Source organism: Brevibacterium sanguinis (genome assembly GCF_039528855.1).
GTDB classification, from domain to species: domain Bacteria; phylum Actinomycetota; class Actinomycetes; order Actinomycetales; family Brevibacteriaceae; genus Brevibacterium; species Brevibacterium sanguinis.
On the sequence record NZ_BAAAMB010000005.1, the window covers coordinates 250,651 to 275,772 of the forward strand.

Here is a 25,122-nt window from a genome sequence, read left to right on the forward strand (position 1 = left end):
CGGGCCCTTTCGCTTGCCCGGGAACTTCGCTTGTCCGGGAACGGGCGCCGGGACGAGGTCCGCTCAGGTCACCGGAAGGGGACTCGCCTAGGACACCGGAGCGGGGTTCGCGCAGGACACCGTGACGGGGTTCGCTCAGGTCACCGCCTGGGGGCTCAGCGGGCGCGGGCGAGCCGACACACTTCGGAGACGAACGTCTCGACGGCGTAGACAGGGTCGCGGCCGCCGCCTTTGACGGCTTCGTCCGCCTCGGCTGCCGCGATGAGGGACTGTCCGAGGGCGACCTCGTTCCAGCGCCGCACCTCCCGCCGGGCCCGGTCGACCTGCCAGGGCGCCATCTTCAGTTCGGCGGCGAGCTCGCCGCTCGATCCCGAGAAGCCCTGGACCTTCGCCATGCCCCGCAGCTTCATCGCCACGGCCGCCACGAGCGGCACCGGATCCGATCCCGTCGACAGCGCGTGGCGGAGCAGGCTGAGCGCGCTCTTCGCATCGCCGGAGACCGCGGCATCGGCGACCTTGAAGCCGGTCGCCTCGACCCTGCCGCCGTAGTAGCGATCGACGACGGCGCTGGTGATCGTGCCCTCCGTGTCCTCGATGAGCTGGTCGACGCCGGCGTTGAGCTCCGAGAGGTCGGCACCGAGGGCGGACATGAGCGCTTCCATCCCGGATTCGTCGATCTGCCGCTTCGCCGACTTGAAGCGCGCCTGGGCGAACTTCGCCCGGTCGCTCTCGTTCTTCAGCACGGCGGCATCGATGCGCGGAAATCCGGCCGCGTCGATCTTCTTCACGAGCTTCGCACCGCGGTTGCCTCCGCCATGGAGCAAGAGGACGACGGCGTCGTCGTTCGGTTCGTCGAGATAGGACACCGCGTCCTCGAGAAACGGTTCGGAGCACTTCTCGACGGCGTCGACGACAATGAGCTTCGCACTCGAGAACAGCGACGGCGAGGCCGCCATCTCGAGTTCTCCGCCCTGGTACGCGGCGGCGTCGAACTCGACCTCCTCGGGGTCCTTCTTCCGGGCCGCGGAGACGATCCGATCCTTGGCCATCCGCACGAGCACCGATTCGCCGCCGGAGATCATGACGACGGGCGCGGGCTTCGCCGAACTCCAGGGGATCAGTGTCTTCTTCGCTGCCATGCCCCCAGCCTATCGTCCGCCCGGGACACGACCGTCGTCGTCCTCGCCGCCGGCACTGACGCAGCCGCGCGCCGTGCTGAAGCGGGGCCCGGAGTAGAGGGCAATCGTCCCGCACTCGTCGGTGCGCAGCACCCTGACCGGCCCGAACGCTTGGAGAGACCGGTCAGTCGGGTGTCCGTAGCGGTTCTCCCCCACGGAGACGATGCCGAGCTGCGCGCGAGCCGCCCGATAGAAGTCGACGGAGAGATCCGAGGACCCGTGGTGCGGGGCGAGCAGCACGTCGGTGGGCGTCAGGCTCTGCGCGAGGACGAACTGCTCCTCCTCGCCGACATCACCGGGGATGAGGACGGTGAGCCCGCCGACGTCGATGCGGAAGACGAGGGAGTCCTCATTGCGCGCGGCCGTCCCGGACTCGGACCCGCCGCTGCCCTGCCCGGACTCGGACCGGCCGTTGCCCTGCCCGGTCCCGCCCGCGTCGTCTCCCTCGGTTCCGCCTCTGCCCTCAACAGGTGGGCCGGCCCCAGCAGGCGGGACCGACGTCCTTCCGCTGGGCGGCACGCCCGTGCCCCCACCGGGCGGCCAGAGCACCTCGATGGCCACTCCGTCGATGTCGAGGCGACGTCCGCGGTCGAGGGGAACCACCTCGGCGCCGGTGTCCCGGACGAGCTGCGCGACGTCGGGACTGCCGATGACGTTGGCTGACACCCACACCTGACCCACCGTCCGCGACCACGCGGTGCCGGCCGCCCCGCCGCTGTGGTCGGCGTCGAAATGGGAGATCGCGAGGTCGACCTCAGCGATCCCGCTGTCGTCGAGGCACGCATCGATCGGCCCCGGCTCCTTCCCCGCATCGATGACGAGGCCCCGACCGTCGCCGAGGTTGACCACCGTCGCCGACCCCTGTCCGACGTCGCACACGAGGACGAGCCAATCCCGGGCAGGCGGACGCGGACTGCCCACGACGACGACCGCCGCCCCGAAAGCGATCGCGAGGACGACGACCGGCGCGCCCCAGAGCCGTTTGCGGATGAGCAGGACGACGCCGACGGTGAAGAGCGCGAGCACCGCAAGGGCGACCAGCGACCCCACCGGTGGATCCGGCCACGCGAGCGATGCCCCGGGCAAGCGGGCGCAGACCCGCGCGACGGCGACGATCCACCAGGCGCACAGCGAACCGAGCCAGGCAGTGAACTCGGCGATCCACGGCAGTCCGGGCAGGCCGATCCCGCCGGTCACCAGGGACACGAACCCGGCGATCGTCGCCGGGAGGACGGCCGGAGAGGCCAGCGCGTTCGCGACCACCGACCAGCCGCCCAGGCGCGGATCGATGGCGACGAGCACCGGGGTGCACGCGAGCTGCGCGACGAGCGGGACGACGAGCGCGCTGACGAGCACGGACGGGGCGAGCGGAAAGCGGACGAGGAGTCTGCGCAGCAGGAGCGGGACGACGAACATGATGACCGTCGTCGAGATGACCGAGAGGACGAATCCCACCGAGGTGGCGAGCACCGGCACACCGGTGAGGAGGAGCGCGACCGTGGCCGCGATGACGGCGACCGGGGCGATCCCGCCGCCGCGGAGGAAGACGAGGGCGACGGCGACTGCCATGCCGGCGGCGCGGATCGCGCTCGGTTCGAAGCCGACGACGAAGACGTAGCCGAGGCAGGTGAGCACGCCGACGGCGGCGCGGGTCCGCGGACCCGCTCGGCATGCCCCCGCGAGAAGGCCGGCGCCGAGGCTGACGATCGTCACGTTCGTCCCCGACACCGCGGACAGATGGGTGAGGGAGACGACGCGCATGTCATCGGTCATCTGCGCATCCTGCGGCTCAGTGTCCCCGACGACGAGGCCGGGCAGCAGCGCACCGCCGCTGGTGCCTGCGGCGAGCGAGTTCTCGCGCAGGGTCGCGCGCACCTCCGCCCGCCACCTCCACACGGCGTTCGGTGCGCGCGTCACGCGGGGCTCGTCTCGGGTGATGCGGATGTCGTCGAGGCGCTCGGTGCGCATCTCGACGTGCGCACCGGCGGGCGGGACGGCGGGGGCGAGCACCTCGGTGAAGCCACCGCCGGTGAGCAGAGTGAGGCGTGACCAGCCCGACGGACCCGGCGTCGAGGCCCCGACGACGATCCCGTTCGTCTCCGTGTTCTCCACAGGACCGCGCGCGGAAGTGAGCACGCAGATCTGGACTGCGGCGAGGCACGCGAAGACGACGAGTCCGACGCCGAGGTGGTGGAACCGGCGGCGATGGACGACGACGAAGCCGAGTCCGATGAGGACCGGGACGCCCACGAGCGCCCAGGGGCCAGGTGCGAGGAGGGCGAGTACCCAGAGCCCGCCGGCGCAGAGGACTAAGCGCACCGATGACGGCCACAGCGTGGCCGTCGTCCGCGCCCACTGCCAGCCTGCGCGAGTCTGCCTGCGCACCCAGTCCGCCGCCTGCTGGGGCCCAGGCTTCTGGGGCCCAGCCGCGCGTCGCTGCCGCGCCGCGGCGCGTCTCCGCGGCCGAGGTTGTCGTCGGGTGTGCGGCGCAGTGTGTGTTCGAGGCTCCGGTCCAGTCCGCGGCCTGATTCCCCACCGGGTCTGCGGCCCGGGCTGTGGTCGCTCGGCTCCGGCGGCCTCCTCATCCGACGGTGACAAGGTCCTTGAGACTCTCGAAGGTCTTCGGGCCGATGCCCTTGACGAGGAGGAGGTCCTCGATACTCGTGAACGGGGTCTGTTCGCGGTGGGCGATGATCGCCTGGGCGGTGACGGGGCCGACCCCGGGCAGGGTCTCCAGGGTCGCCGAGTCCGCCGTATTCAGGTCGATCTTCCCACCGGGCACCGCACCCGGCCCGCTGCCGGGAGGTGCTGGGGCGGTGGGCGCACCAGGCCCCTGGCCTCCTGGGGACTGGCCGTCCGGTGCAGGGCCCGGCGGCTGTCCGCCCGGGGCCTGACCAGCGGGTGTCTCGCCGACTGCCGGGATGCGGATCTGCTCGCCGTCGGCGACGAGCCGGGCGAGGTTGACCGCTTCCGCGTCGGCGTCGCCGGTCAGTCCCCCAGCCGCCTCGACGGCGTCGCTGACCCGTGAGCCGCCGGGCAGCGTGACGACGGACGGGTTGGCGACTTCGCCCGTGACATGGGCGACGACCTGCTGGTTCGCCGGCTGATCACCGGGTCCAGCGCTGTCCTCAGCCGACCCGGGTTCTCCGCTGCCGCCTTGACTGTCGGCCGCCTCGGCGGATGATCCTTCCGACACGACACCTCCTGCGGTCGGATCGGACGGGCTCTGCGTCTGCGTCGGCCGGAACACGTAGAACGCCAGGACGAGCACGGCGGTCGTCGCCACGGCGAGGGCGATGAGTATGGGCAGGCGGACGCGACGCGGCGGGACTGGTTCCTCCTCGCCCTCGGTGCCGGCGGTGTAGATGTCGCCGGGAACCCATCCGCCGCGTTCGGCGCTCGCGTTGACGAGGCCGGCGAACCTGTCATCGGGGGACACAGCCATGCGCGCACGCTACGACGGGCACGGCCACGGGCTCCACGCATTCGGCCGGCCCTGTGGACAGTGCGCGAGCGTCCACAGGCTCTCAGCACACGAGTCGCCGCGTCATCCACACCCGGCCGCACCCGAGTCCGTGGCGGGCTGGGAATTGTCCGGCGACGGTGCGGGGAAGCCGCGGTCAGACACCTCACGCGGACGCCCGACACGACTTTGCGCCAGTCTGCTCTGAGATGGCCTAGGCAGCCTTGGCCATCTCAGACTCAACTGGCGCACACTGGCCTTCCGGCTCACTTGGGTTTCGAGGGCTCACGTCATTGCCTGAGCCCTCCGGCCCCAACAGTGCCGCAGCCACCAGGCCGCGAGGGACACCAGTGCTTTCGGCGGGCGGGGGTAGGGCGGTTGAGCAACGGCTTGTCCTGCGCGGGAAGTCGCGGTCCGACACCTCACGTCGGCGCTCGACGCGACTTTGCGCCAGTCTGCTCTGAGATGGCCAAGGCTGCCTTGTCCATCTCAGACTCAACTGGCGCACACTGGTCTTCCGGCTCACCTGGGTTTCCAGGGCCCACGTCATTACCTGAGCCCTCCGGCCCCAACAGAGCCGCAACCGACCGTGCGAGCAGTCCAGACCGGCCTGCCGCACGAGGCCAGCCGCACCCCGACCAGCAGGCGCCCGGCCACCCCGACTACGGGGTGGTCTGGACCGTGATGCCGAGGGCGCCGGGGCCGACGTGGGCGGTGATGATCGGCGAGAGCGTGCGGAACGTCGGCGTCAGGCCCCGATCGACGAGCTTCTCGGTGAGGGTGACGACGTCGGGGGCGTCGGGGCTGCCGTCGGCGTGCTGGATCTCGACCTGCAGGGGCCGGTCTCCCCCGCCGAGGCTCTCCGCCGTCTCCCCGGCGATGACGCTCATCCGCTCGAGCGCCTTCGCCCGGGTGCGCACCCGGGCGACCGGGGTGACGACTCCGGCCCCGAGCCCGAGCACCGGCACGATCTGCAGCGCGCGCCCGAGCAGCGAGGACGCGGCCCCGATGCGACCGCCTCGGCGCAGGTGTTCGAGGTTCTGCGGAGCGAAGACGGTCATCGTCTCCCCCGCACACCAGTCGGCCACGGTGCCGGCGATCGATGCGACGTCCTCGCCGCGCCCGATCCCGGCAGCGGCGACCGCGACGGCCCCGGCGAGTCCCGCCGAGGTGGTGCGCGAGTCGACGACGTCGATGAGCACCGGCTGGTCGGTCGCCGCGGTGACGGCCGAATCGCGGGTGCCCGAGAGCTCCCCGGACATCGTGACGACGATGATCGCCTCGGCGCCGTGGTCGATGAGATCGGCGTACGCGGCGGCGAACCGAGCCGGTGTGGCCATCGAGGTGCTCACCTCGGAGCCGGCGTCCATCGCCGCACACAACCGGTCCGGATCGAGCTCCCCGTCGATGTAGGCGACCCCGTCGATGAGCACGGTGAGGGGGACGACCGCGAAGAGTCCGCCGGTGGTCTCGCGCAGCCGGGCCGCCTCGGCGTCATGGAGCTGGGCGGTCGAATCGGTGACGAGACCGATCCTCATGGCCGGCCCAGCGCCCGATACGTCCACCCCGCCGACCGCCACGTGTGCGGGTCGAGCACATTGCGCCCGTCGACGAGCACCCGCCCGGCCACGAGACCGCCCACGACCTCCGGGTCGAGGTCCCGGTACTCCTGCCACTCGGTCAGCAGCAGCACCGCATCCGCCCCGGTCAGCGCCTCTGTGGTGTCGGTGACGAAGCTGAGCTCGGGAAACGCGCGGGACGCATTCGCCACGGCCTCCGGGTCGGTGACCGTGACGACCCCGCCCTGCGTGCCGATGAGCCGGGCCACCGCCAGCGCCGGGGAGTCGCGGACATCATCGCTGTCGGGTTTGAACGCAGCCCCCAGGATCGTCACCCGCTTGCCGATGAACGACCCGCCGAGCGCATCCCGGGCGATGTCGACCATCCGCACCCGCCGGCGCATGTTGATCGAGTCGATCTCCTTGAGGAACGCCACCGCCTGATCGGCCCCGAGCTCCCCGGCCCGGGCCATGAACGCCCGGATGTCCTTGGGCAGACATCCCCCGCCGAACCCGAGCCCGGCGTTGAGGAACTTCCGCCCGATCCGATCGTCCATCCCGATCGCATCCGCGAGCAGCGTGACATCGGCCCCGGAGGCCTCACAGAGCTCGGCCATCGCGTTGATGAAGGAGATCTTCGTCGCGAGGAACGAGTTCGCCGCGGTCTTCACGAGCTCGGCGGTCGCGAAGTCGGCGACGAGCCGCGGCGTGTCGGCGGAGAGCATCGGCGCGTAGACCTCGTCGAGGGCCGCGGTCGCCGCGACCCCGGCCTCGCCCTCGGCGACCCCGTAGACGAGACGGTTGGGGTGGAGGGTGTCCTCGACGGCGTGTCCCTCACGGAGGAACTCGGGATTCCACATGAGCATCCCCCCGGCCGGTTCGACGAGGGCGGCCAACCGGGCCGCCGTGCCCACCGGCACCGTCGACTTCCCGACGACCACCGCGCCGGGCGCCAGATGCGGCAGGAGCGAGTCGACGGCAGCATCGACGTACGTGACGTCGGCGGCGAACTCCCCGCGCCGCTGCGGGGTGCCCACGCACACGAAGTGGACGCTCGCCTCGGCGGCCCGGGAGACATCCGTCGTGAAGTCGAGGCCGCCCTTCTCCTGCCCCTCGACGAGGAGGTCGGCGAGTCCCGGTTCGAAGAACGGCGGGCGTCCCTCACGCAGAGCCGCGATCTTCGCCTCGTCGACGTCGACGCCGACGACCTCGTGACCCAGCGACGCCATGGCCGCCGCATGCACGGCTCCCAGATACCCACAACCGATGACCGAAATCAACACCTGGCACTACCTCGTTTCGTCCGAGCATTTTCACGCACACTATATGCCACCTGCATGCACGATTGCCTACACGATTTACGGAGCCGGAAACAGTAGTCTTGTCCGTGTGAAGCGTTTCCTGGATTTCCTCACCAACTCGACCGCCGCGGTGGTTCTCGCCGTCCTCATCGTCGTCGGCATCGTGCTCTTCGCCATCCCCGCCCTCCACCCGTTCGCGTGGCTCATCGGGATCGTGCTCTGCCTCGGTGCCGCTGCCGCCCTGCTGATCTTCCACGGCGAATGGCGGCGCTCCCAGACCCAGATCGATGCCCTGCGCGGCAGCCTCGCGACCGAACGCGGGCGGATGGATGCGGTGGGCCTGACCCCCGTCGCCGAGGAGGTCGCGCAGATCCCCGACGAGACGCGGGCGCAGCGGATCCTGACTCTCATCCCCGACTCCGACGGCCTCATCCAGTCCCTGCGCCTCGATGCGACGTTCGGCACCCTCGCCGTCGACGAGCTCGCCCCGCTCCACACCTTCCGGGAGGAGTTCGCGAAGTCGAGCTTCGACAACCCGCGCTCCCACACCGCGTTCATGAACCTCTACCGCGCCGCCGAGGCGCTGTCGATCTGGGTGAACGAGGAGACCCGCGTCGTCGCCGACGACGAGACGAAGCGGGAGATCACCCCCGGCGACTCGCGCAAGGGCGGGTGGCGTGAGTACACGGAGGCGCGCAGCCGCGGGGAGAGCCTCGGCGACACGTTCATCACCGCCCGCTGGGAGTTCAAGCAGACCGCGCTCGAGCTCGGACTCACCGCCTGAGGCACGCGCGCGCGGCGCGCCACCCCGTCAGTGCCGGATCCACCAGTTGTCGGTCGGGGTCACCGGGGTGCGGCGCTTGTGCTCGGTCGCCCGGTAGCGGTCGATGAGCCGCTGGGCCGCCTCGGCGTCGATCTCGTTGCCCTCGAGGAAGTCGTCGATCTGCTCGTACGTCAGCCCCAGCGACGATTCGTCGGTCTGACCCGGGTCGTCGTCGAGGAGGTCCGCGGTCGGGGTCTTCGTCGTCAGGTGCTCCGGCGCGCCGAGGTGGCGCAGCAGTTCCCGTCCCTGCCGCTTGCTCAGTCCCGACAGCGGGATGACGTCGGCAGCGCCGTCGCCGAACTTCGTGAAGAAGCCGGTGACCGCCTCGGCGGCATGATCGGTGCCGACGACGAGGAGGCGCTTCTCCCCGGCGATCTCGAACTGCGCGGTCATCCGCATGCGCGCCTTGACGTTGCCCTTGCCGAAGTCGGAGATCGGCTCGCCCATCGCCTCGCGGTACTCCTCGGCGGCGGCGTCCGTGGCCGCGCCGATGTTGAAGACGATCTCGTGGTCGGCGGCAATGAACTTCAGCGCGTCCTGCGCATCGGATTCGTCGGCCTGGACGTGGTAGGGCAGGCGCACCGCGTAGAACTCGGCCTTCTCCCCGCGCCGCCGCAGGGTCTCGACGGCCAGCTGGCAGAGCCGGCCGGCCAGGGTCGAGTCCTGTCCCCCGCTGATGCCGAGGACCAGCCCGCGCACCCCGGTGGTGAGCACGTAGTCGACGAGGAATTCGACACGGCGGATCACCTCGGTGGCGGGATCGATCTGCGGACGCACACCGAGCGCAGTGCGGATCTCATCCTGGACGGCGGCGATGGAGCTCATGGGAGTCAGGGGTCCTTCTCTCAGGTGACCGGGGCCGGTCAGCGGTTCACGCGTCGGGAACGATGTTGACGAGCTTGGGGGCCTTGACGATGACCTTGCGCACCCCGGCGCCGTCGAGCGTACGCTGGACGTTCGGCGAGGCCAGCGCCAGGGCTTCGAGGTCGTCGGCGGTGATGTCGGGGGCGACATCGAGCCGGGCGCGCACCTTGCCTTTGATCTGGACGACCGCGGTGACGGTGTCGGCGACGAGGTAGGCGGGGTCGGCCTCAGGGAAGTCGACGTAGGTGATCGACGACTCGTGTCCGAGCCGCTGCCACAGCTCCTCCGCGAGGTGCGGGGCGAAGGGCGAGAGCATGATCGCCAGCGGCTCGAGGACGTCGACGGTCGCTCCGCCCTGCTTCGTCAGGTGGTTGGTGAGCACGATGAGTTTCGAGATCGCCGTGTTGAAGCGCAGGTGGTCCATGTCGTCGCGGACTCCGGCGATGACCTGGTGCGCGACCTTGAGGGTCTCGGGGTCGGCAGTGCCCGCGGCGACGACGGACTCACCGGTCGCCTCGTCGACGAAGAGGCGCCACACCCGTTGGAGGAAGCGCTGCGCGCCGACGACGGCTCGGGTCTCCCACGGCCGGTCCTGCTCGATCGGTCCCATCGACATCTCGTAGACGCGGAACGTGTCCGCGCCGTAGGCGTCGTACATCTCATCGGGCATGACGGAGTTCTTCAGCGACTTGCCGATCTTGCCGTACTCGCGGTTGACCTGCTCGCCTGCGTACCAGAACGTCGTCTCGCCCGCCTCGTCGGTGCGCTCCTCGACGTCGGCGGCCGGGACGTAGACGCCGCGGGCGTCGGTGTAGGCGTAGGCCTGGATGTAGCCCTGGTTGACGAGCCGGTGGAACGGCTCCGACGAGGAGATGTAGCCGAGGTCGAAGAGCACCTTGTGCCAGAAGCGCGCGTAGAGGAGGTGGAGCACGGCGTGCTCCTGACCGCCGACGTAGAGGTCGGCCCCACCGCGGGGCTTCGAGGCCCGCGGACCCAGCCAGTACTCCTCGTTGACCGGGTCGACGACGGCATCGGAGTTGTGCGGGTCGGCGTAGCGCAGCTGGTACCACGAGGACCCGGCCCAGTTGGGCATCGTGTTCGTCTCGCGGTAGTAGGTGCGCGGTCCGTCGCCGAGGTCGAGTTCGACCTCGACCCAGTCCCGATTGCGCGACAGGGCCGGCTCCGGCTGGGAGTCGGCGTCGTCGGGGGCATAGGTCCGCGGCGCGAAGTCGTCGACCTCGGGCAGCTGGACGGGCAGCTGCTCGTCGGGCAGCGCGATCGGGGTTCCGTGCTCGTCGTAGACGATCGGGAACGGCTCGCCCCAGTAGCGCTGGCGGGAGAACAGCCAGTCGCGCAGTCGGTACTGCGTCGTCTCCTCGGCCAGGCCCAGACCGGCCAGCCATGCGGTGACCGCGGCCTTCGCCTCGGCGATCGGCAGGCCGTTGACGTCGATCGACTCGTTCGCGGAGTTGATCATCACGCCCTCGCCCGTGTACGGCGAGTCCTCGTCGTGGTCCTCCGGGGGCTGCACCGTGCGGACGTAGGGCAGGCCGAACTCCTTCGCGAACTCCCAGTCGCGGGCGTCCTCGGCGGGCACCGCCATGATCGCCCCGGTGCCGTAGCCCATGAGGACGTAGTCGGCGACGAAGATCGGGATCTGCTCACCGGTCGCGGGGTTGAGCGCCGAGGAGCCGGTGAAGATGCCGGTCTTCTCCCGGCTCTGCTGCCGGTCGGCGTCGGTCTTGGCCGCAGCCGCGCGCTGGTAGGCGGCGATCGCCTCGGTGGGGGTGTCGGCTCCCCCGCGCCAGCGCTCGGGCGTGCCGTCCGGCCACGCGTCCGCGGTGAGGTCGGCAACGGCCGGGTGCTCGGGTGAGAGCACGAGGTAGGTCGCGCCGAAGAGCGTGTCCGGGCGCGTCGTGAAGACCTCGATGGACTCCTCGGTCGTCGAATCGGCGTCGGCGGCCGTGGCAGCGGTCGGCATGAGCGGCAGGCGCAGCAGCGCGCCCTTCGACCGTCCGATCCAGTTGACCTGCATCGCGCGGATCGCACTCGGCCAGTCGAGGCCGTCGAGGTCGTCGATGAGGCGGTCGGCGTAGGCCGTGATGCGCATGTTCCACTGGCGCAGGGTGCGCGTGTAGACGGGGAAGTTGCCGCGCTCGGACAGGCCCTCGGCGGTGACCTCCTCGTTCGCGAGCACCGTGCCCAGCCCCGGCGCCCAGTTGACCGGGGACTCCGAGACGTAGGCCAGCCGGTAGCCCTGGAGGACGTCCTCCTGCTCGGCGGTGCTCAGCTGCGCCCAGTCCCGCCCGTCGGGGGTCGGCCGCTGTCCGCTCGCGAACTGCTCGATGAGGGTGGAGATCGGACGGGCGGCACCGGCGGTGTCCTCCCCCGGTGCCTGCGCGTCGGGGTCGTACCACGAGTTGAAGATCTGGAGGAAGATCCACTGCGTCCACTTGACGAAGTCGTCGTCGGTCGTCGCGAAGCTGCGGCGCGCGTCGTGGGCGAGCCCGAGGCGTCGCAGCTGCGCGGTCATGTTCGTGATGTTCGCGTCCGTCGTGATCCGCGGATGCTGGCCCGTCTGCACCGCGTAGAGATCGGCGGGCAGTCCGAAGGCGTCATACGACAGCGCGTGCATGACATTGCGTCCGCGCATCCGCTGATAGCGGCCGAAGACGTCGGTGCCGAGATACCCGAGCGGGTGGCCGACGTGGAGGCCCGCACCCGAGGGGTACGGGAACATGTCCATGATGTAGAGGGACTCCCGCTCGCCGAGGTTGTCCGGCGGCCCGTACGAGGACTCCGCGGCGGAGGCGGCGAGGTCCTGGCTGAGGTCACCGGTCGGGTTGGGGGCGTGGTACGTTCCCGCCTGCTCCCAGGTGCGCTGCCATGACGTCTCGATCTTCTCCGCCAGCTCCGCGTCGTAGCGGAAACCGGTGTCCTCAGGGTTCGTCGACATTACCTTCCTTCGCCAGTGATCGGGTTTGATCCATCGTAGCCTGAACGTTCACGCGCTGAACTGGCTAGACTGCAGACGAGACATGATCACCGGGCAAACGTGATCGATTTCACGGCTGAAGGTTCGCACAGTAAAGTACTTAACGATCGCACAGTAAAGTAACTGGGCAGTAACTTATGTCCCGAAGGAGTACGCATGAGCCCACAGACAATGCCCCAGTCAGCCACTCCGGTCGTCGGGTACGAGGTGGACACGACGTCATCGACGACCGACATCCTTCTCAACCGCCTCGCGACCGCCCCCACCCATCCGGCGCTGGCCAAGGCCGTCGGCGACGACTGGGTCGAGGTGACGACGGCGGAGTTCGTCGATGAGGTCCGCGCCGTCGCCAAGGGTCTCATGGCCTCCGGGGTCGGGTTCGAGGACAAGGTCGGCATCTTCGGCCCCACCTCCTTCGACTGGACGCTGTCGGACTACGCCGTGTGGTTCGCCGGCGCGATCTCCGTGCCCTTCTACGACACCTCCTCGCAGGATCAGCTCGCCTGGATGCTCGAGAACGCCGAGGTCACCGCCGGCCTCGTCGCCACCGAGGAGCATGCCCAGCGCGTCCGCGACGCCGCGGCCGCCGCCGGACTGCCGACACCTGCGCTGTGGATCTGGGACGAGGGCGCCTTCCGCGAGCTCAGCGCCGCGGGCGCATCCGTCAGCGACGCCGACCTCGAGGCCCGCCGCAGCCAGGTCGGCAGCGAGTCGATCGCGACGATCATCTTCACCTCCGGAACGACGGGCAGGCCCAAGGGCTGCGTGCTCACGCATGCGAACTTCGTCCAGACCGCGCAGGCCGCCGAAGAGCAGATCAGCGAGGTCACCGGCGGTGACGCCCGCTGCCTCCTCTTCCTCCCCCAGGCCCACGTCTTCGCCCGCTTCATCGAGGTCCTCTGCGTGAGCACGGGCGGGCTGCTCGCCCACCAGGCCGACCTGACGAAGCTCACCGACGCCCTCGGCAGCTTCAAGCCGACGTTCATCCTCGGCGTGCCCCGGGTCTTCGAGAAGGTCTTCAACTCCGCGCTCGCGAAGGCGCAGGCCGGCGGCAAGGAGAAGATCTTCCGCCGGGCCGAGCAGGTCGCCGTCGCCTATTCGAAGGCCCTCGACGCCGGCAGGGTCCCGCTCACGCTCAAGGCCCAGCACGCGCTCTTCGACACCCTCGTCTACCGCAAGCTGCGGGAGATCATGGGCAACAACGTCAAGTGGGCGGTCTCCGGCGGCGGGCCGCTCGGCACGCACCTCGGCCACTTCTACCGCGGCATCGGCCTCGTCGTCCTCGAGGGCTACGGTCTCACCGAGACGACGGCCCCGATCACGGTCAACGTCCCCGAGAACTCGAAGATCGGCACCGTCGGCGTGCCCCTGCCCGGGGCGACCGTGGCGATCGCCCCCGACGGCGAGATCCTCGCCAAGGGCGTGCCCGTCTTCCGCGAGTACTGGAAGAACCCCGAGGCCACGGCCAAGGAGTTCCACGACGGCTGGTTCGCCACCGGCGACCTCGGGTCGCTCGACGAGGACGGCTACCTCAGCATCGTCGGGCGCAAGAAGGAGCTCATCGTCACCTCGAGCGGCAAGAACATCGCTCCCGCCCCGCTCGAGGACGCCCTGCGCCGCCATCCGATCATCGGCCAGCCGGTGCTCGTCGGCGACAACCGCAAGTACATCACCGCGCTGATCTTCCTCGACCCGGAGATGCTGCCGACGTGGCTTGCCAATCATGATCTGCCGGAGATGACCCTCGCCGAGGCGGCCGAGGACGAGACCGTGCGCCAGACCATCGAGAAGGCGATCGAACGCGTCAATCGGACCGTCTCCCGGGCCGAGGGCATCAAGAAGTTCCGCATCGTGCCCGTCGAGCTCAGCGAGGCCAACGGCTATCTCTCCGCGAAGCAGTCGGTCAAGCGCCACCTGCTCGGCAAGGACTTCGCCGACGAGATCGAAGCGCTCTACGCCGACTGAGGCCGGTGGGGAGACGCGGCGATGGCCGGCTGAGTAAGATGAAGTTTCAACCATCGTGACGACGGTCGGCCGCCCGTTCACCGCGGGCGGCCGACCCGCCGCACTCAGTCGCGTGAGAGAGGACATCCCCATGTCGAACGACACCGAGACGACCACGGACACTGACACCACCGGCTCCTATGTCGAGAAGGGCGCGGAGTTCAACCGCGACACGAACTACATCGAGGACCGCATCCTCGACGATCCCGACGCCCAGTGGCCCGTCGAACCCGGTCGCTACCGCCTCATCGCCGCGCGCGCCTGCCCGTGGGCCAACCGCACGGTCATCGTCCGGCGCCTCCTCGGTCTCGAGGACGTCATCTCCCTCGGGATGCCCGGGCCCACTCACGACAAGCGCTCGTGGACCTTCGACCTCGATCCCGAGGGCGTCGATCCGGTGCTCGGGATCGAGAGGCTCCAGGAGGCGTTCTTCAAGCGCTATCCCGACTACCCGCGCGGCATCACGGTGCCCGCGATCGTCGACATCCCCTCCGGTGAGGTCGTGACGAACGACTTCGCGCAGATCACCGAGGACTTCTCGACCCAGTGGACGGCTTACCACCGCGACGGTGCGCCGAACCTGTGGCCGGAGGAGTTGCGGGACGAGATGGAGTCCCTCATGCGGATGATCTACACGGAGATCAACAACGGGGTGTACCGGTCGGGCTTCGCCGGCTCGCAGGAGGCCTATGAGAAGGCCTTCGACCGCCTCTTCACCGCCCTCGACACCGTCGAGGAGCGACTGGCGACCCGGCGCTACCTCATGGGCGAGTCGATCACCGAGGCCGATGTCCGGCTCTTCACGACGCTCGCGCGCTTCGATCCCGTCTACTACGGGCACTTCAAGGCCAATCGCACCGCCCTGCGGGACTTCCCGAACCTCTGGGGCTACGCCCGCGACCTCTATCAGACGCCGGGATTCGGCGACACGATCGACTTCCCGCAGATCAAGGACCACTACTACATCGTCCACAAGGACGTGAATCCCACCGGCATCGTTCCCGTCGGGCCGGACCTCTCCGGGTGGCTGACCCCGCACGGCAGGGAGGAACTCGGCGGCTCGCCCTTCGGCGACGGCACCGCGCCCGGTCCCGTCGCCGCCGGCGAGGAGGTTCCGTTCGAGAGCACCGCGGCGGCCTGGGTGAAGTGAACCCTGCCGACGGTCCATCCCGCCGAGGCGGAGCAGCCGAAGCCCGACCATAGGTCGGGCTTCGGTCATTCACCGCTCAAGGCGTGCCGTCGGGCTCGGCGTCCTGCTCCCGCTCGAAGTCGGAGTCGTGGGTTCCCGTCGCGCGCTGCCGGCGCCGCTTGCGGACCTTGAGCACGACCCATGCGACGACGGCGACCGCGACGACGACGATGACGAGCGTCTGGAAGTACCCGGCGTAGGTTTCGACGATCGACCAGTTCTCACCGAGGTAGAAGCCTGCGACGATGAGGATCGTGTTCCAGATCGTGCTGCCGGCGGCGGTGAGGAGGAGGAACTTGAGCATCGGCATCGCCCGCATGCCCGCCGGGATGGAGATGAGGGAGCGGAAGATCGGGATCATCCGCCCGAAGAAGACGGCCTTGTCACCGTGGCGGTCGAACCACGCGATCGTCTTGTGGACGTCGGCGACGTCGACGAGCGGCATCTTCACGGCGATCCGCACGATCCGGTCGAGTCCGATCCAGCGGCCCACCGCGTAGAGCACGAGGGCTCCGACGACGGATCCGATCGTCGCGAAGACGATGGCGAGGACGAGGCTGAGCTGACCGCGACTCGCCGTGAAGCCGGCCAGCGGCAGCACGAGCTCGCTGGGGATCGGCGGGAAGATGTTGTCGAGGAAGACGAGGAATCCGACGCCGAGAGGTCCGAGCGTCTCCATGATCGCCACCGTCCACGCGGAGAAGCCGCTGAGGTTCTCAGCGGCACCGGAGGCGGAGACCGTGACCAGGGCGGAGGTCGAAGCGGTGAGCGGCATGCTCTGAAGTGTAGAGAACAGGTCGACCTTTCGCTCACAGAGCGCTCCCAGCGGATAGTCTGGGAGACGATCCCCAAGAAGGAGGAGCACCCAGTGACACCAGCGAAGATCCTGGCCTCACGCAGTCCCATGGCCGAAGCCGGTCACCAGGCCATCAACCAGCCGGGCCCGGCGCATCTCGTCCGCGCCGTCCAGCGCTTCATCACGCGTCTGGGCAACCAGTTCGGGGCCGCGATCACGTACTTCCTCGTTCTCGCGGTCATTCCGATCGCGATGTTCACCTTCGCGGGACTCGGCTTCGTCCTCGACGTCGTCCGGCCCGACCTCGTTCCCGTCATCACCCAGCAGATCGAGGACTTCTCCCCCGGCAATTCGACCCTGACCGATCAGCTCGAGGGCTTCCTCAACGACTGGCAGGCCGTCGGCATCTTCGGCATCCTCGCCGGTCTCTACACCGGCCAGGGATTCATCGGCAACCTCGGCGCCGCCGTCCGCGCCCAGCTCCACGACGACTTCGACGACGACGTCAACCAGCCGCTGGTCAAGAAGTTCTTCTCGAACACCGTGACCCTGCTCGGACTCATCGTCGGTCTTCTGCTCACCGCAGGTCTCACGGTCATCGGCACGGGGCTGCGCAGCTTCATCACCGATCTCTTCGACCTCTCCGGATGGATGTCGGGCCTCCTCGTCGTCGTCCCGATGATCATCACCTTCGGGGCATCGTGGCTGATCTTCATGTTCCTCTTCACGATGCTGCCCGAGCATCCGGTCAATCGGCAGGCGAAGGTGCGCGGTTCGCTCATCGGCGCCGTCGCCTTCACGATCCTGCTCAACCTCGCCACCGTCCTCGTCGACCTCTTCTCCGCCGGGAAGGCCGCGGGTGTGTTCGGGTCGATCATCGCGGTGATGCTGACGATGAACGTCTTCGCTCGCATCATCCTCTTCGTCGCCGCCTGGATCGGCACGGCCGTTCCGCCGCCGCTGCCCGAGGACACGACCCCGCACCGTCGGTTCGTCGCGCCCGAGCTTCAGGTCCAGAGCCTCGGCGCCCTCATCACCGGCGTCGGACTCGTCGCGCTCACGCTGCTGGGGTTCAAGCGCTACGACGAACGCCGGTCCAGGAGCGCGGAGTCGACACGGTAGACTTGGGCCGGGAATCGACCACGTGAATATAAGGGGACTCGACCTTTGACTCAAGCAACAGCCGCTCGTCTCGACGAGTGGGAGAAGAAGCAGACTGCCGCGGAAGAACTCATCCCGCTCGTCGGCCGCCTCCACCGCAACAACGACGTGCTGCTCACCCTGTTCGGGCGCTCGCTCCAGGGCAAGTCCGTGACCGGCATGATCAAGGCGCACCGCTACGCCCGCCACTTCCTCGGCGAAGAGCTCGACATCGAGACCACCCTCGAGGTCGTCCGGGCACTCGCCGAGCTCGACCTCAGCGCGGCGCGCATCGACCTCGGTCGCCTCATCGTCAAGCGCGATGAGCAGTCCGCATCGACCGCGGAGTTCCTCGCCGAGGAGCTCGCGTCGGTCATCGGCAGCGAGTCCTCCGCGGCGGAGCCGCGCGACGTCGTCCTCTACGGCTTCGGACGCATCGGACGTCTGCTCGCCCGCATCCTCATCGAGCGCTCCGGCGGCACCGGCATGCGCCTGCGCGCCATCGTCGTGCGCAAGGGCGGGGAGAACGACATCGTCAAGCGCGCCTCCCTGCTGCGCCGCGACTCAGTGCACGGGAAGTTCGACGGCAGCATCGTCGTCGACGAGGAGAACAACACGATCCTCGCCAACGGCACCCTCATCCAGGTCATCTACTCCGATGATCCCTCGACGGTCGACTACACCGAGTACGGCATCGACAACGCGATCATCGTCGACAACACCGGCAAGTGGCGCGACGAAGAGGGCCTGTCGAAGCACCTGCAGTCCAAGGGCGCCGCGAAGGTCATCCTCACCGCTCCCGGTAAGGGCGACATCAAGAACATCGTCTTCGGCGTCAACTCGCATGACATCACCGACGCCGACACGATCCTCTCGGCGGCCTCGTGCACGACGAACGCGATCACCCCGGTGCTCAAGGCGCTCAACGACCGCTTCGGCGTCCGCAACGGCCACGTCGAGACGGTGCACTCGTTCACCAACGATCAGAACCTCATCGACAACTTCCACAAGGGGTCGCGTCGCGGACGTGCGGCGGGTCTGAACATGGTGCTCACGGAGACGGGTGCGGCGAAGGCCGTGGCCAAGGCGCTGCCGGAACTCAAGGGCAAGCTGTCGGGCAACGCGATCCGCGTGCCCACCCCGAACGTGTCGATGGCGATCCTCAACCTCAACCTCGAGAATCCCACGACCGTCGACGAGCTCAACGGGTTCCTCCGCGAGACCTCGATGAACTCGCCGCTGCGCAACCAGGTCGACTACGTCGCCTCCCCCGAGCTCGTCTCGACCGACCTCGTCGGCTCGCGGCGCGCGGGTGTCGTCGACGGTCTGGCCACGATCGTCGACGAGGACCGCGTCGTCGTCTACGTGTGGTACGACAACGAGTTCGGCTACAGCCACCAGGTCATCCGCTGCGTGGCGGAGATGGCCGACGTCGACACCCCGTCGTTCCCCGCGGCAGCGAACTGATCCCGCTGCGCTGAGTCAGCGACCGGCAAGCGCCCCCGACCTCTCGGACGGGGGCGCTTCGTCGTCTGCGGTGCGCAGTGCGCACAGCGCGGTCCGCGGTGCTCAGTGCGCAGTGCGCAGTGGGATCGGGTCCGCGCCGAGGCGGTCGGTCCCTCAGCGGTCCTCGCGGGTTGCGCGTTCGGTCTCCATCGCGTCGTGGAGCCAGATCGGGGTGAATGTCGCGAACCGGGAGGCGAGGTCGTCGTCCTCGGCGAGCATGAACGCGAGACGGTCATCGCCGGTCGAGAGCTCATGGGCCCAGATCGGACCGAGGCACGCGAGCAGCAGGCAGGACAGGACGACGGCACCGGCGAGGATGGGCGTCTCGGGGACGAGCAGGAAGCCGAGCAGGATCCCGAGGACGACGAACGCGATCGCCACCGCCATGCCCCCGCCCTTCGACCGCGGGGCCCGGGTGCTCGCCGGCCGTCTCGCCGCCACGGAGTCGAGGATGTCGCGGCGCAGCCGGGTCCATGCGACGAGCGCGCCGAGGGCGCAGACGATGCCGATCATGATGAGGCTGAACGCCGAGAAGAGCAGCACGGCATCGACCCGCTCCCCCTGGGCCTGCAGAGCCGCGCCGAGGCCCGCGACGAGCATCGCCATCGCCAGCACGAGCATGCTCAGCAGGCGGGCCCGGCGGATCGCGACGAGGTCGGAGAGGGTGCGGGCGAGGAAGGCCCGGTCGTCGGGGACCTCAGCGGTGCTCATCGGACGTACCCTGCTTCCTTGTCGACGGTGTGGGCGAAGGGGCGGCCGGCCCGATAGGTCTCGAAGAGGTCGAGGAACTGATCGAGGAGCCGCTCGCGCCAGCCCTCGGTGTCACCGGACATGTGCGGGGTGATGATGACGCTCGGTGCCTCCCACAGCCGGTGGTCGGCCGGCAGCGGCTCGACATCGACGACGTCGATGCCGGCGCCGGCGATCGCCCCGGTCTCCAGCGCGGTGACGAGGGCATCGGTGTCGACGGTCGCCCCGCGGCCGACGTTGACGAAGAACGCGTGCGGCTCCATCGCCGCGAACACCTCGGCGTCGAAGAGACCCGCGGTGCGGTCGGTGAGCGGGGCGACGTCGATGACCCAGTCGACCCCGGTCAGATGCGCGGCGAGGTCGGCGGAGTCGATGACGTCGCCGAAGTCGGCATCTCCGGTGCGCGCACGACTGCCCGCCCCGCTGACGTCGACGCCGAGGGCGCGCAGCACGCGGGCGATCTCCCGACCGATCGACCCGGTGCCGACGATGAGGGCCCGCGTGCCGGCGAGGTCACGGGTCGAGCGCCGGTTCCACCGGTGCTCCCGCTGGTCGGCGAGCGAGCCGAGCGCCGACTTCGCGTGCATGAGGACGAAGCTGAGGACGAACTCGGCGATCGGCCGGTCGAAGACTCCGCGGGCGTTCGTGACGACGACCTCGGAGGCGATGAGCTCGTCGAAGAGGAGCGCATCGACACCGGCGGCCGCGACATGGATCCAGCGCAGCTCGTCGGCTGCGTCGAAGACCTCGGTGAGCGCGGTGGAGAAGTAGTCCCAGAGGAGGAGCACCTCGGTGCCGGGCAGGGCCTCGCCGAGGCGGTCGGCCGTGACGATGCGGACGTCGACGTCGTCACGGCGGCCGAGCTCAGTGAGCCGGTCGGGAACCGGGCTGCCTGGCGGGTTGAGAATCGTCAGTGTCGTCATCCGTGGAGTCCTTCGTGGTCAGCGGCACAGCCAGACTATCGGATGGCTCCCGCAGCGAGGAATCGGCGTCGACGGGCACCTCGGCGGCGTGTTCGTGGGTGACGACATGCTCACGGGCGGCGGCATCCTGGCTCTTCAGCGTCGACGCCAGCGGCGTGTTCGGCAGGAAGAGGAGGATGACGAAGCCGAGGAACGCCAGCGGCGCGACCCAGAGGAAGAGCGGGACGAGCGCGTCGTTGTACGCGGTGATGATGAGCGTGTGGATCGGTTCGGGCAGGTCGCCGACGATCTGCGGGGTCAGCCCGGTCGACGAGATCTGCGGCAGCTCGACGTTCGGGTTCGAGGCGGCGAGGCTGCGGATGCCGGACTCGATGTTCTCGAGCAGGCGCTGGGTGAACACCGAGCCGATGAACGCCATGCCGAGCGTCGCGCCCACCTGGCGGAAGTAGTTGTTCGACGCCGTCGCCGTGCCGACCATCTCGACGGGGAAGGCGTTCTGGACGACGAGGACGAGGATCTGCATGCTCAGTCCCAGACCGAGGCCGAGCAGGGCGAGTCCGACCATCGGCTCCCACACCGGGCTGTCGGCTTCGAGCGTCGAGAGCAGGATGAGCGAGACTCCGATGAGGAGGATGCCGGTGAGCGGGTAGCGCTTGTACTTGCCGGTGCGGGCGACGACGAAGCCGGTCAGCGTCGAGGAGATGAGCATCGTGCCCATCATCGGGACCATCATGAGTCCGGCGACGGTCGCGTCGATGCCGTGGACCATCTGCAGGTAGGTCGGCATGTAGGACAGGACGCCGAACATGCTCACGCCGATGAAGAGACCGGCGATCGTCGAGAGGAGGAAGTCGCGGTTCCTGAACAGCCACAGCGGGATGACCGGTTCGCTCACCTTCGCCTCGACGATGACGAACGCGATGATCGCGAGCGCCCCGACGACGATGAGGCCGTTGATCTGCCACGAGCCCCACGCGTAGTCGTGTCCGCCCCACGCGGAGACGAGGACGATGCACGAGGTGATGACGGAGATGAGCGCCATGCCGCCGACGTCGATCTTCGGCCGCGGACCGTGGGTCTGCTTGGGGATCTTGAGGAAGACGGCAGCGGCGATGAGGGCGATGATCCCGAGCGGGAAGTTGATCGCGAACGCCCAGCGCCAGCCGGGGCCCTCCGTCAGCCACCCGCCGATGAGGGGGCCGGCGACCGAGGACACCGCGAAGGCCGAGCCCATGATGCCCATGTACTTGCCGCGCTCGCGCGGAGGGACGACGGAGGCGATGATCGACTGCGAGAGGATCATCATGCCCCCGCCGCCGATGCCTTGGAGGACCCGGCCGAAGATCAGCAGCGACATGTCCTGGGCGAGGAGGGCGAAGACGGAGCCGGCGAGGAAGCAGCTGATCGCGAACATGAACAGCGGCTTGCGGCCGAAGAGGTCGCCGACCTTGCCGTAGATCGGCATCATGATCGTCGAGGCGAGCATGAAGGCCGTCGACACCCACAGCATCTGGTCGACGCCGTCGAGTTCGCCGACGATCGTCGGCAGGGCCGTGGCGAGCACGGTCTGGTTGAGGGAGAACATGAACATCGCGATCATCAATCCCACGAAGAGGAGAATGATCGCCGAGGTCGTCATCGGGGCGGCGTCATTGGTGTGGTTCTCAGGTTCTGCGGCTGTCTGTGTCATGTCCTGGCTCTCGGCCCTCATTCTTCCCTCATCTGTTCTCTCAGCGCAATGGTCTCCGTCGTCGGCGCCTCCGTGACCGCGGTGCGGCGTCATGCCCTCATCGCAGCCTCTCGAGCACCTTGAGGAAGAGCCCGAGGGAATCGTCGTAGATCCTCTGGGTGCTCTCCTCGTCGACGACGAGTTCCGGTGAGTGCTTGACGACGCGGATCGCATGGTGGAGCGGCACCATGCACATCTGGGTGAGCATCCGGGCGCTGCGCCATGCCGAGTCCTCGGTCGAGAACTCCTGTCCGAGGAACCGGAGCCGGGCGAGCACGTATTCGGACACCCGCTCCTCGAGCGCCTCGACCTGGTCGAAGCGTCGGCCCACGAGCTCCGGATAGGCGACGAAGAGCTCGCGCCTGCGACTCGAGAGTCCGGGTTCGGTGCCGATGAGGAGTGCTTCGCGCACGAAGTTCGCCGTGTCCTCGGCGAGCGTGTCGAAGCCGGAGTCGGATTCGACGTAGTCGGCGACGAGCTGGTCGTCGATGTTCGCGACGTCGAGGCCGACGATCGCGTCTTCCTTCGTCGCGTAGTAGTTGAAGAACGTCCGCGGGGACACGCCGGCGTCGGCGGCGATGTTCGCCACCGTCGTCGCTTCGAGTCCCTCGTCGAGGACGCGCGTGAGCGCCGCCTCATGGATGGCGGTGCGGGTCTCGCGCGCTTTCCGCGTCCGCAGCGATTCGTTCTCGGCCATGCGAATAATTCTGCACTAGATGCAACTTTTCATCAACTGCAAAATTGCATCTGTGCAGTATTTCACTCCCGAGGCTGACCCGCCAGGTTCCGCCGCCTCGGCGGGGCGGGACCTCAGGTCATGAGTTCGCGCAGCCGCACACGATGCTGCTCGAGGACCTGGAGCTGGCGCAGCAGCGCGGTCTGCGCCTCGGCATCGCCTGCGCTCTGACGCTGCAGGCGCGAGTGGAGCTCCTTGGCGATGCGCTCGAGGTCGTAGTCGAAGAGCTTCGCGACGATTCCCTGCGCGAACTTCTCCGCGCTCACCCCTTCGGACACCGGCAGCGGCGTGACGAGGAGGCGGGCGACGTCGGGTCCGAGGTCGTCGCCGGCGGCCTCCATGACGGTCTCGGCCCACCGGCCGGGGGCCGCGGCGGCCGCGCGCAGACCGCCGGCCTGCTTGAGCGCCGCCTGGATCTGACGGTGGCCGGGATGGTCGAAGGCCTTCTCCGACAGGGAGTCGAAGAGCTTGGCATTGACGAACTCGGGGTGCTGGAGAGCGACCATGAGGGCGCCCTTCTCCGTCTTCAGCCGCGTCGGGGTGATCGGTGCGGAGAGATCGGAGACGTCGGGACGCTCGTCGTAGACGTACTCGATGCCCGCATCGTCAGCGGTCGGGTTCGCCTGCTGCCGTCCACCGCCGGTGGGACGGCCCTCGCCGGCGGGCGGGGGCGCCTGCTCGCGCCGCTGCCCGGGGTGGGACGGGCGCCCTGGACCCGCACCCTGGCCGCGACCCGGGCTCGCACCCTGGCCGCGACCCGGGCCCGCTCCCTGACCCTGGCGCGGTCCGGCGGTCTGTCCGGGCCCCTGTGGCGAACGGCCGCGGTCGGCTCCGGTCGCGCGCGGATGCCTCCGGGCGGTCTTCACGGCCGCCTCGACCTCGTCGATGTCGACGCCGATGCGCCCGGCGACGAACCGGTGGTAGTGACTGAGACTGTTGCGATCGCGAATCCCCGCGAGCACCTCGGCGCTGGCCTTGACCGCAGCGATCCGCCCTTCGACAGTGTCGAGGTCGAACTGCGCGATCGCGGTGGTGATGACGAACTCGAAGAGCGGTTTGCGGCCCTCGATGAGCTCGCGGATCGCGCCGTCGCCCTTCTCCAGTCGCAGATCGTTGGGGTCGAGACCCGAGGGTTCGACGGCGACGAAGGTCTGCGCGGTGAACTCGGACTCGAACTCGAACGCCTTGAGCGCCGCCTTCTGCCCCGCCTCGTCGCCGTCGAAGGTGAAGATCACCTGCCCGCTGGGGTCATCGCCCAAGAGCCGGCGGACGATCTTGACGTGCTCGGCGCCGAAGGCGGTGCCGCACGTCGCCACCGCCTGGGTGACGCCGGAGAGCTGAGCGGCCATGACGTCGGTGTAGCCCTCGACGATGACGACGCGCTTGGTCTTCGCGATGTCGCGCTTGGCGAGATCGAGGCCGTAGAGAACCTGGTTCTTGTGGTAGAGCGCGGTCTCCGGGGTGTTGAGGTACTTCGGCCCCTGATCGTCGTCGAAGAGCCGGCGGGCCCCGAAGCCGATCGTCCGCCCCGTCATGTCCCTGATCGGCCACATCACGCGTCCGCGGAACCGGTCGTAGATGCCGCGACTGCCCTCGCTGGCCAGGCCCGCGGCGAGGATCTCCTCATCACTGAAGCCGGCCCGGCGCAGATGACCGGTCAGGGCATCCCACGACTTCGGGGCGAAGCCGACGCCGAAGCGGGGGTGCTCGCCGGGAGGGAAGCCCTTCGCGGCGAGGAAGTCGCGCGCGATCTGCCCGGGCTCCCCGGACAGCGCAGTGGCGAAGAAGCGCTCGGCGACCTCGTGCATCTCGAGGAGGCGCTGCCGCCTGCTCGCCTGCTCACGGTCGGGGCCCTTGCCGTCCTCGTAGCGCAGGTGCATGCCGATGCGGCCGGCGAGCATCTCGACGGCCTCGACGAAGCTGAGCTGCTCGACCTTCTGGAGGAACGTGAAGACGTCGCCGGATTCCCCGCAGCCGAAGCAGTGGTACATCCCGACCTGCGGGCGGACATGGAACGACGGGGTCTTCTCATCGTGGAACGGGCACAGGCCCTTGAGGGAGCCGATGCCCGCTGTCTTGAGCGTGACGAACTCTCCGACGACCTCGTCGATGCGCGAGCGCGAGCGCAGTTCGTCGATGTCCTCGCGCTTGATGAGTCCCGCCATG

At 69.0% G+C, this 25,122-nt stretch carries 18 protein-coding genes; 5 read left to right on the forward strand and 13 right to left on the reverse strand.

What is annotated here, in order from left to right:
* Positions 1 to 155: 155 nt before the first annotated feature.
* The 5 genes from holA to ABD154_RS06040 form a co-directional block, all read right to left on the reverse strand.
* Positions 156 to 1,139 carry a DNA polymerase III subunit delta gene (holA, locus tag ABD154_RS06020; RefSeq protein WP_198498926.1) on the reverse strand — a complete coding sequence of 328 codons (984 nt, stop codon included), beginning with the start codon at positions 1,137 to 1,139 and terminating at the stop codon, positions 156 to 158.
* A 9-nt stretch (positions 1,140 to 1,148) separates the two neighbouring features.
* Positions 1,149 to 3,563 (reverse strand): ComEC/Rec2 family competence protein, encoded by a 2,415-nt coding sequence (locus ABD154_RS06025; protein WP_198498927.1) that lies wholly within the window; start codon positions 3,561 to 3,563, stop codon positions 1,149 to 1,151.
* Between the two features lie 196 nt (positions 3,564 to 3,759).
* Positions 3,760 to 4,623, reverse strand: coding sequence for a ComEA family DNA-binding protein (locus ABD154_RS06030; RefSeq protein WP_198498928.1), 864 nt, complete (start codon positions 4,621 to 4,623; stop codon positions 3,760 to 3,762).
* Between the two features lie 680 nt (positions 4,624 to 5,303).
* Positions 5,304 to 6,179: a DegV family protein gene (locus ABD154_RS06035; protein ID WP_198498929.1), complete on the reverse strand. Its 876-nt coding sequence runs from the start codon at positions 6,177 to 6,179 to the stop codon at positions 5,304 to 5,306.
* Positions 6,176 to 7,483: a UDP-glucose dehydrogenase family protein gene (locus ABD154_RS06040; protein ID WP_198498930.1), complete on the reverse strand. Its 1,308-nt coding sequence runs from the start codon at positions 7,481 to 7,483 to the stop codon at positions 6,176 to 6,178. The genes ABD154_RS06035 and ABD154_RS06040 overlap by 4 nt, the downstream gene beginning before the upstream one ends.
* Before the next feature lie 106 nt (positions 7,484 to 7,589).
* Between ABD154_RS06040 and ABD154_RS06045 the strand changes: the two genes are divergently transcribed.
* Positions 7,590 to 8,285: a hypothetical protein gene (locus tag ABD154_RS06045; protein WP_198498931.1), complete on the forward strand. Its 696-nt coding sequence runs from the start codon at positions 7,590 to 7,592 to the stop codon at positions 8,283 to 8,285.
* A 27-nt stretch (positions 8,286 to 8,312) separates the two neighbouring features.
* On the opposite strand, the gene nadE is transcribed toward ABD154_RS06045, so the two are convergent.
* Together nadE and leuS are read right to left on the reverse strand one after the other, a co-directional pair.
* Positions 8,313 to 9,149, reverse strand: coding sequence for an ammonia-dependent NAD(+) synthetase (gene nadE / locus ABD154_RS06050; RefSeq protein ID WP_198498932.1), 837 nt, complete (start codon positions 9,147 to 9,149; stop codon positions 8,313 to 8,315).
* Between the two features lie 46 nt (positions 9,150 to 9,195).
* Complete coding sequence (gene leuS / locus ABD154_RS06055; protein WP_198498933.1) at positions 9,196 to 12,144, reverse strand: leucine--tRNA ligase; 2,949 nt, start codon at positions 12,142 to 12,144, stop codon at positions 9,196 to 9,198.
* A 195-nt stretch (positions 12,145 to 12,339) separates the two neighbouring features.
* Between leuS and ABD154_RS06060 the strand changes: the two genes are divergently transcribed.
* Together ABD154_RS06060 and ABD154_RS06065 are read left to right on the forward strand one after the other, a co-directional pair.
* The gene (locus ABD154_RS06060; RefSeq protein WP_232623615.1) at positions 12,340 to 14,148 is read left to right on the forward strand and encodes an AMP-dependent synthetase/ligase; all 1,809 of its coding nucleotides are present in this window, start codon (positions 12,340 to 12,342) and stop codon (positions 14,146 to 14,148) included.
* 130 nt (positions 14,149 to 14,278) lie between these two features.
* On the forward strand, positions 14,279 to 15,337 hold the full coding sequence (locus ABD154_RS06065) for a glutathione S-transferase family protein (RefSeq protein WP_198498934.1): 1,059 nt from the start codon (positions 14,279 to 14,281) through the stop codon (positions 15,335 to 15,337).
* 76 nt (positions 15,338 to 15,413) lie between these two features.
* Here the strand turns inward: ABD154_RS06065 and ABD154_RS06070 are convergent, their stop codons facing one another.
* Positions 15,414 to 16,151, reverse strand: coding sequence for a DedA family protein (locus ABD154_RS06070; RefSeq protein WP_198498935.1), 738 nt, complete (start codon positions 16,149 to 16,151; stop codon positions 15,414 to 15,416).
* A 93-nt stretch (positions 16,152 to 16,244) separates the two neighbouring features.
* Here ABD154_RS06070 and ABD154_RS06075 point away from each other — a divergent pair, with 93 nt between their 5' ends.
* Complete coding sequence (locus tag ABD154_RS06075; RefSeq protein ID WP_198498936.1) at positions 16,245 to 17,294, forward strand: YhjD/YihY/BrkB family envelope integrity protein; 1,050 nt, start codon at positions 16,245 to 16,247, stop codon at positions 17,292 to 17,294.
* Between the two features lie 45 nt (positions 17,295 to 17,339).
* On the forward strand, positions 17,340 to 18,779 hold the full coding sequence (locus ABD154_RS06080; RefSeq protein ID WP_198498937.1) for a glyceraldehyde-3-phosphate dehydrogenase: 1,440 nt from the start codon (positions 17,340 to 17,342) through the stop codon (positions 18,777 to 18,779).
* Positions 18,780 to 18,932: 153 nt separating this feature from the next.
* Here the strand turns inward: ABD154_RS06080 and ABD154_RS06085 are convergent, their stop codons facing one another.
* The 5 genes from ABD154_RS06085 to dnaG form a co-directional block, all read right to left on the reverse strand.
* Complete coding sequence (locus ABD154_RS06085; protein WP_198498938.1) at positions 18,933 to 19,529, reverse strand: hypothetical protein; 597 nt, start codon at positions 19,527 to 19,529, stop codon at positions 18,933 to 18,935.
* Positions 19,526 to 20,491, reverse strand: coding sequence for a D-2-hydroxyacid dehydrogenase (locus ABD154_RS06090; protein ID WP_198498939.1), 966 nt, complete (start codon positions 20,489 to 20,491; stop codon positions 19,526 to 19,528). Before ABD154_RS06090 ends, ABD154_RS06085 begins: the two co-directional genes overlap by 4 nt.
* Positions 20,433 to 22,202 carry an MDR family MFS transporter gene (locus tag ABD154_RS06095; protein ID WP_198498940.1) on the reverse strand — a complete coding sequence of 590 codons (1,770 nt, stop codon included), beginning with the start codon at positions 22,200 to 22,202 and terminating at the stop codon, positions 20,433 to 20,435. Before ABD154_RS06095 ends, ABD154_RS06090 begins: the two co-directional genes overlap by 59 nt.
* A 76-nt stretch (positions 22,203 to 22,278) precedes the next feature.
* The gene (locus ABD154_RS06100; protein ID WP_198498941.1) at positions 22,279 to 22,917 is read right to left on the reverse strand and encodes a TetR/AcrR family transcriptional regulator; all 639 of its coding nucleotides are present in this window, start codon (positions 22,915 to 22,917) and stop codon (positions 22,279 to 22,281) included.
* 113 nt (positions 22,918 to 23,030) lie between these two features.
* Positions 23,031 to 25,121: a DNA primase gene (gene dnaG, locus ABD154_RS06105; RefSeq protein ID WP_344250585.1), complete on the reverse strand. Its 2,091-nt coding sequence runs from the start codon at positions 25,119 to 25,121 to the stop codon at positions 23,031 to 23,033.
* Between the last annotated feature and the right edge of the window lies 1 nt (position 25,122).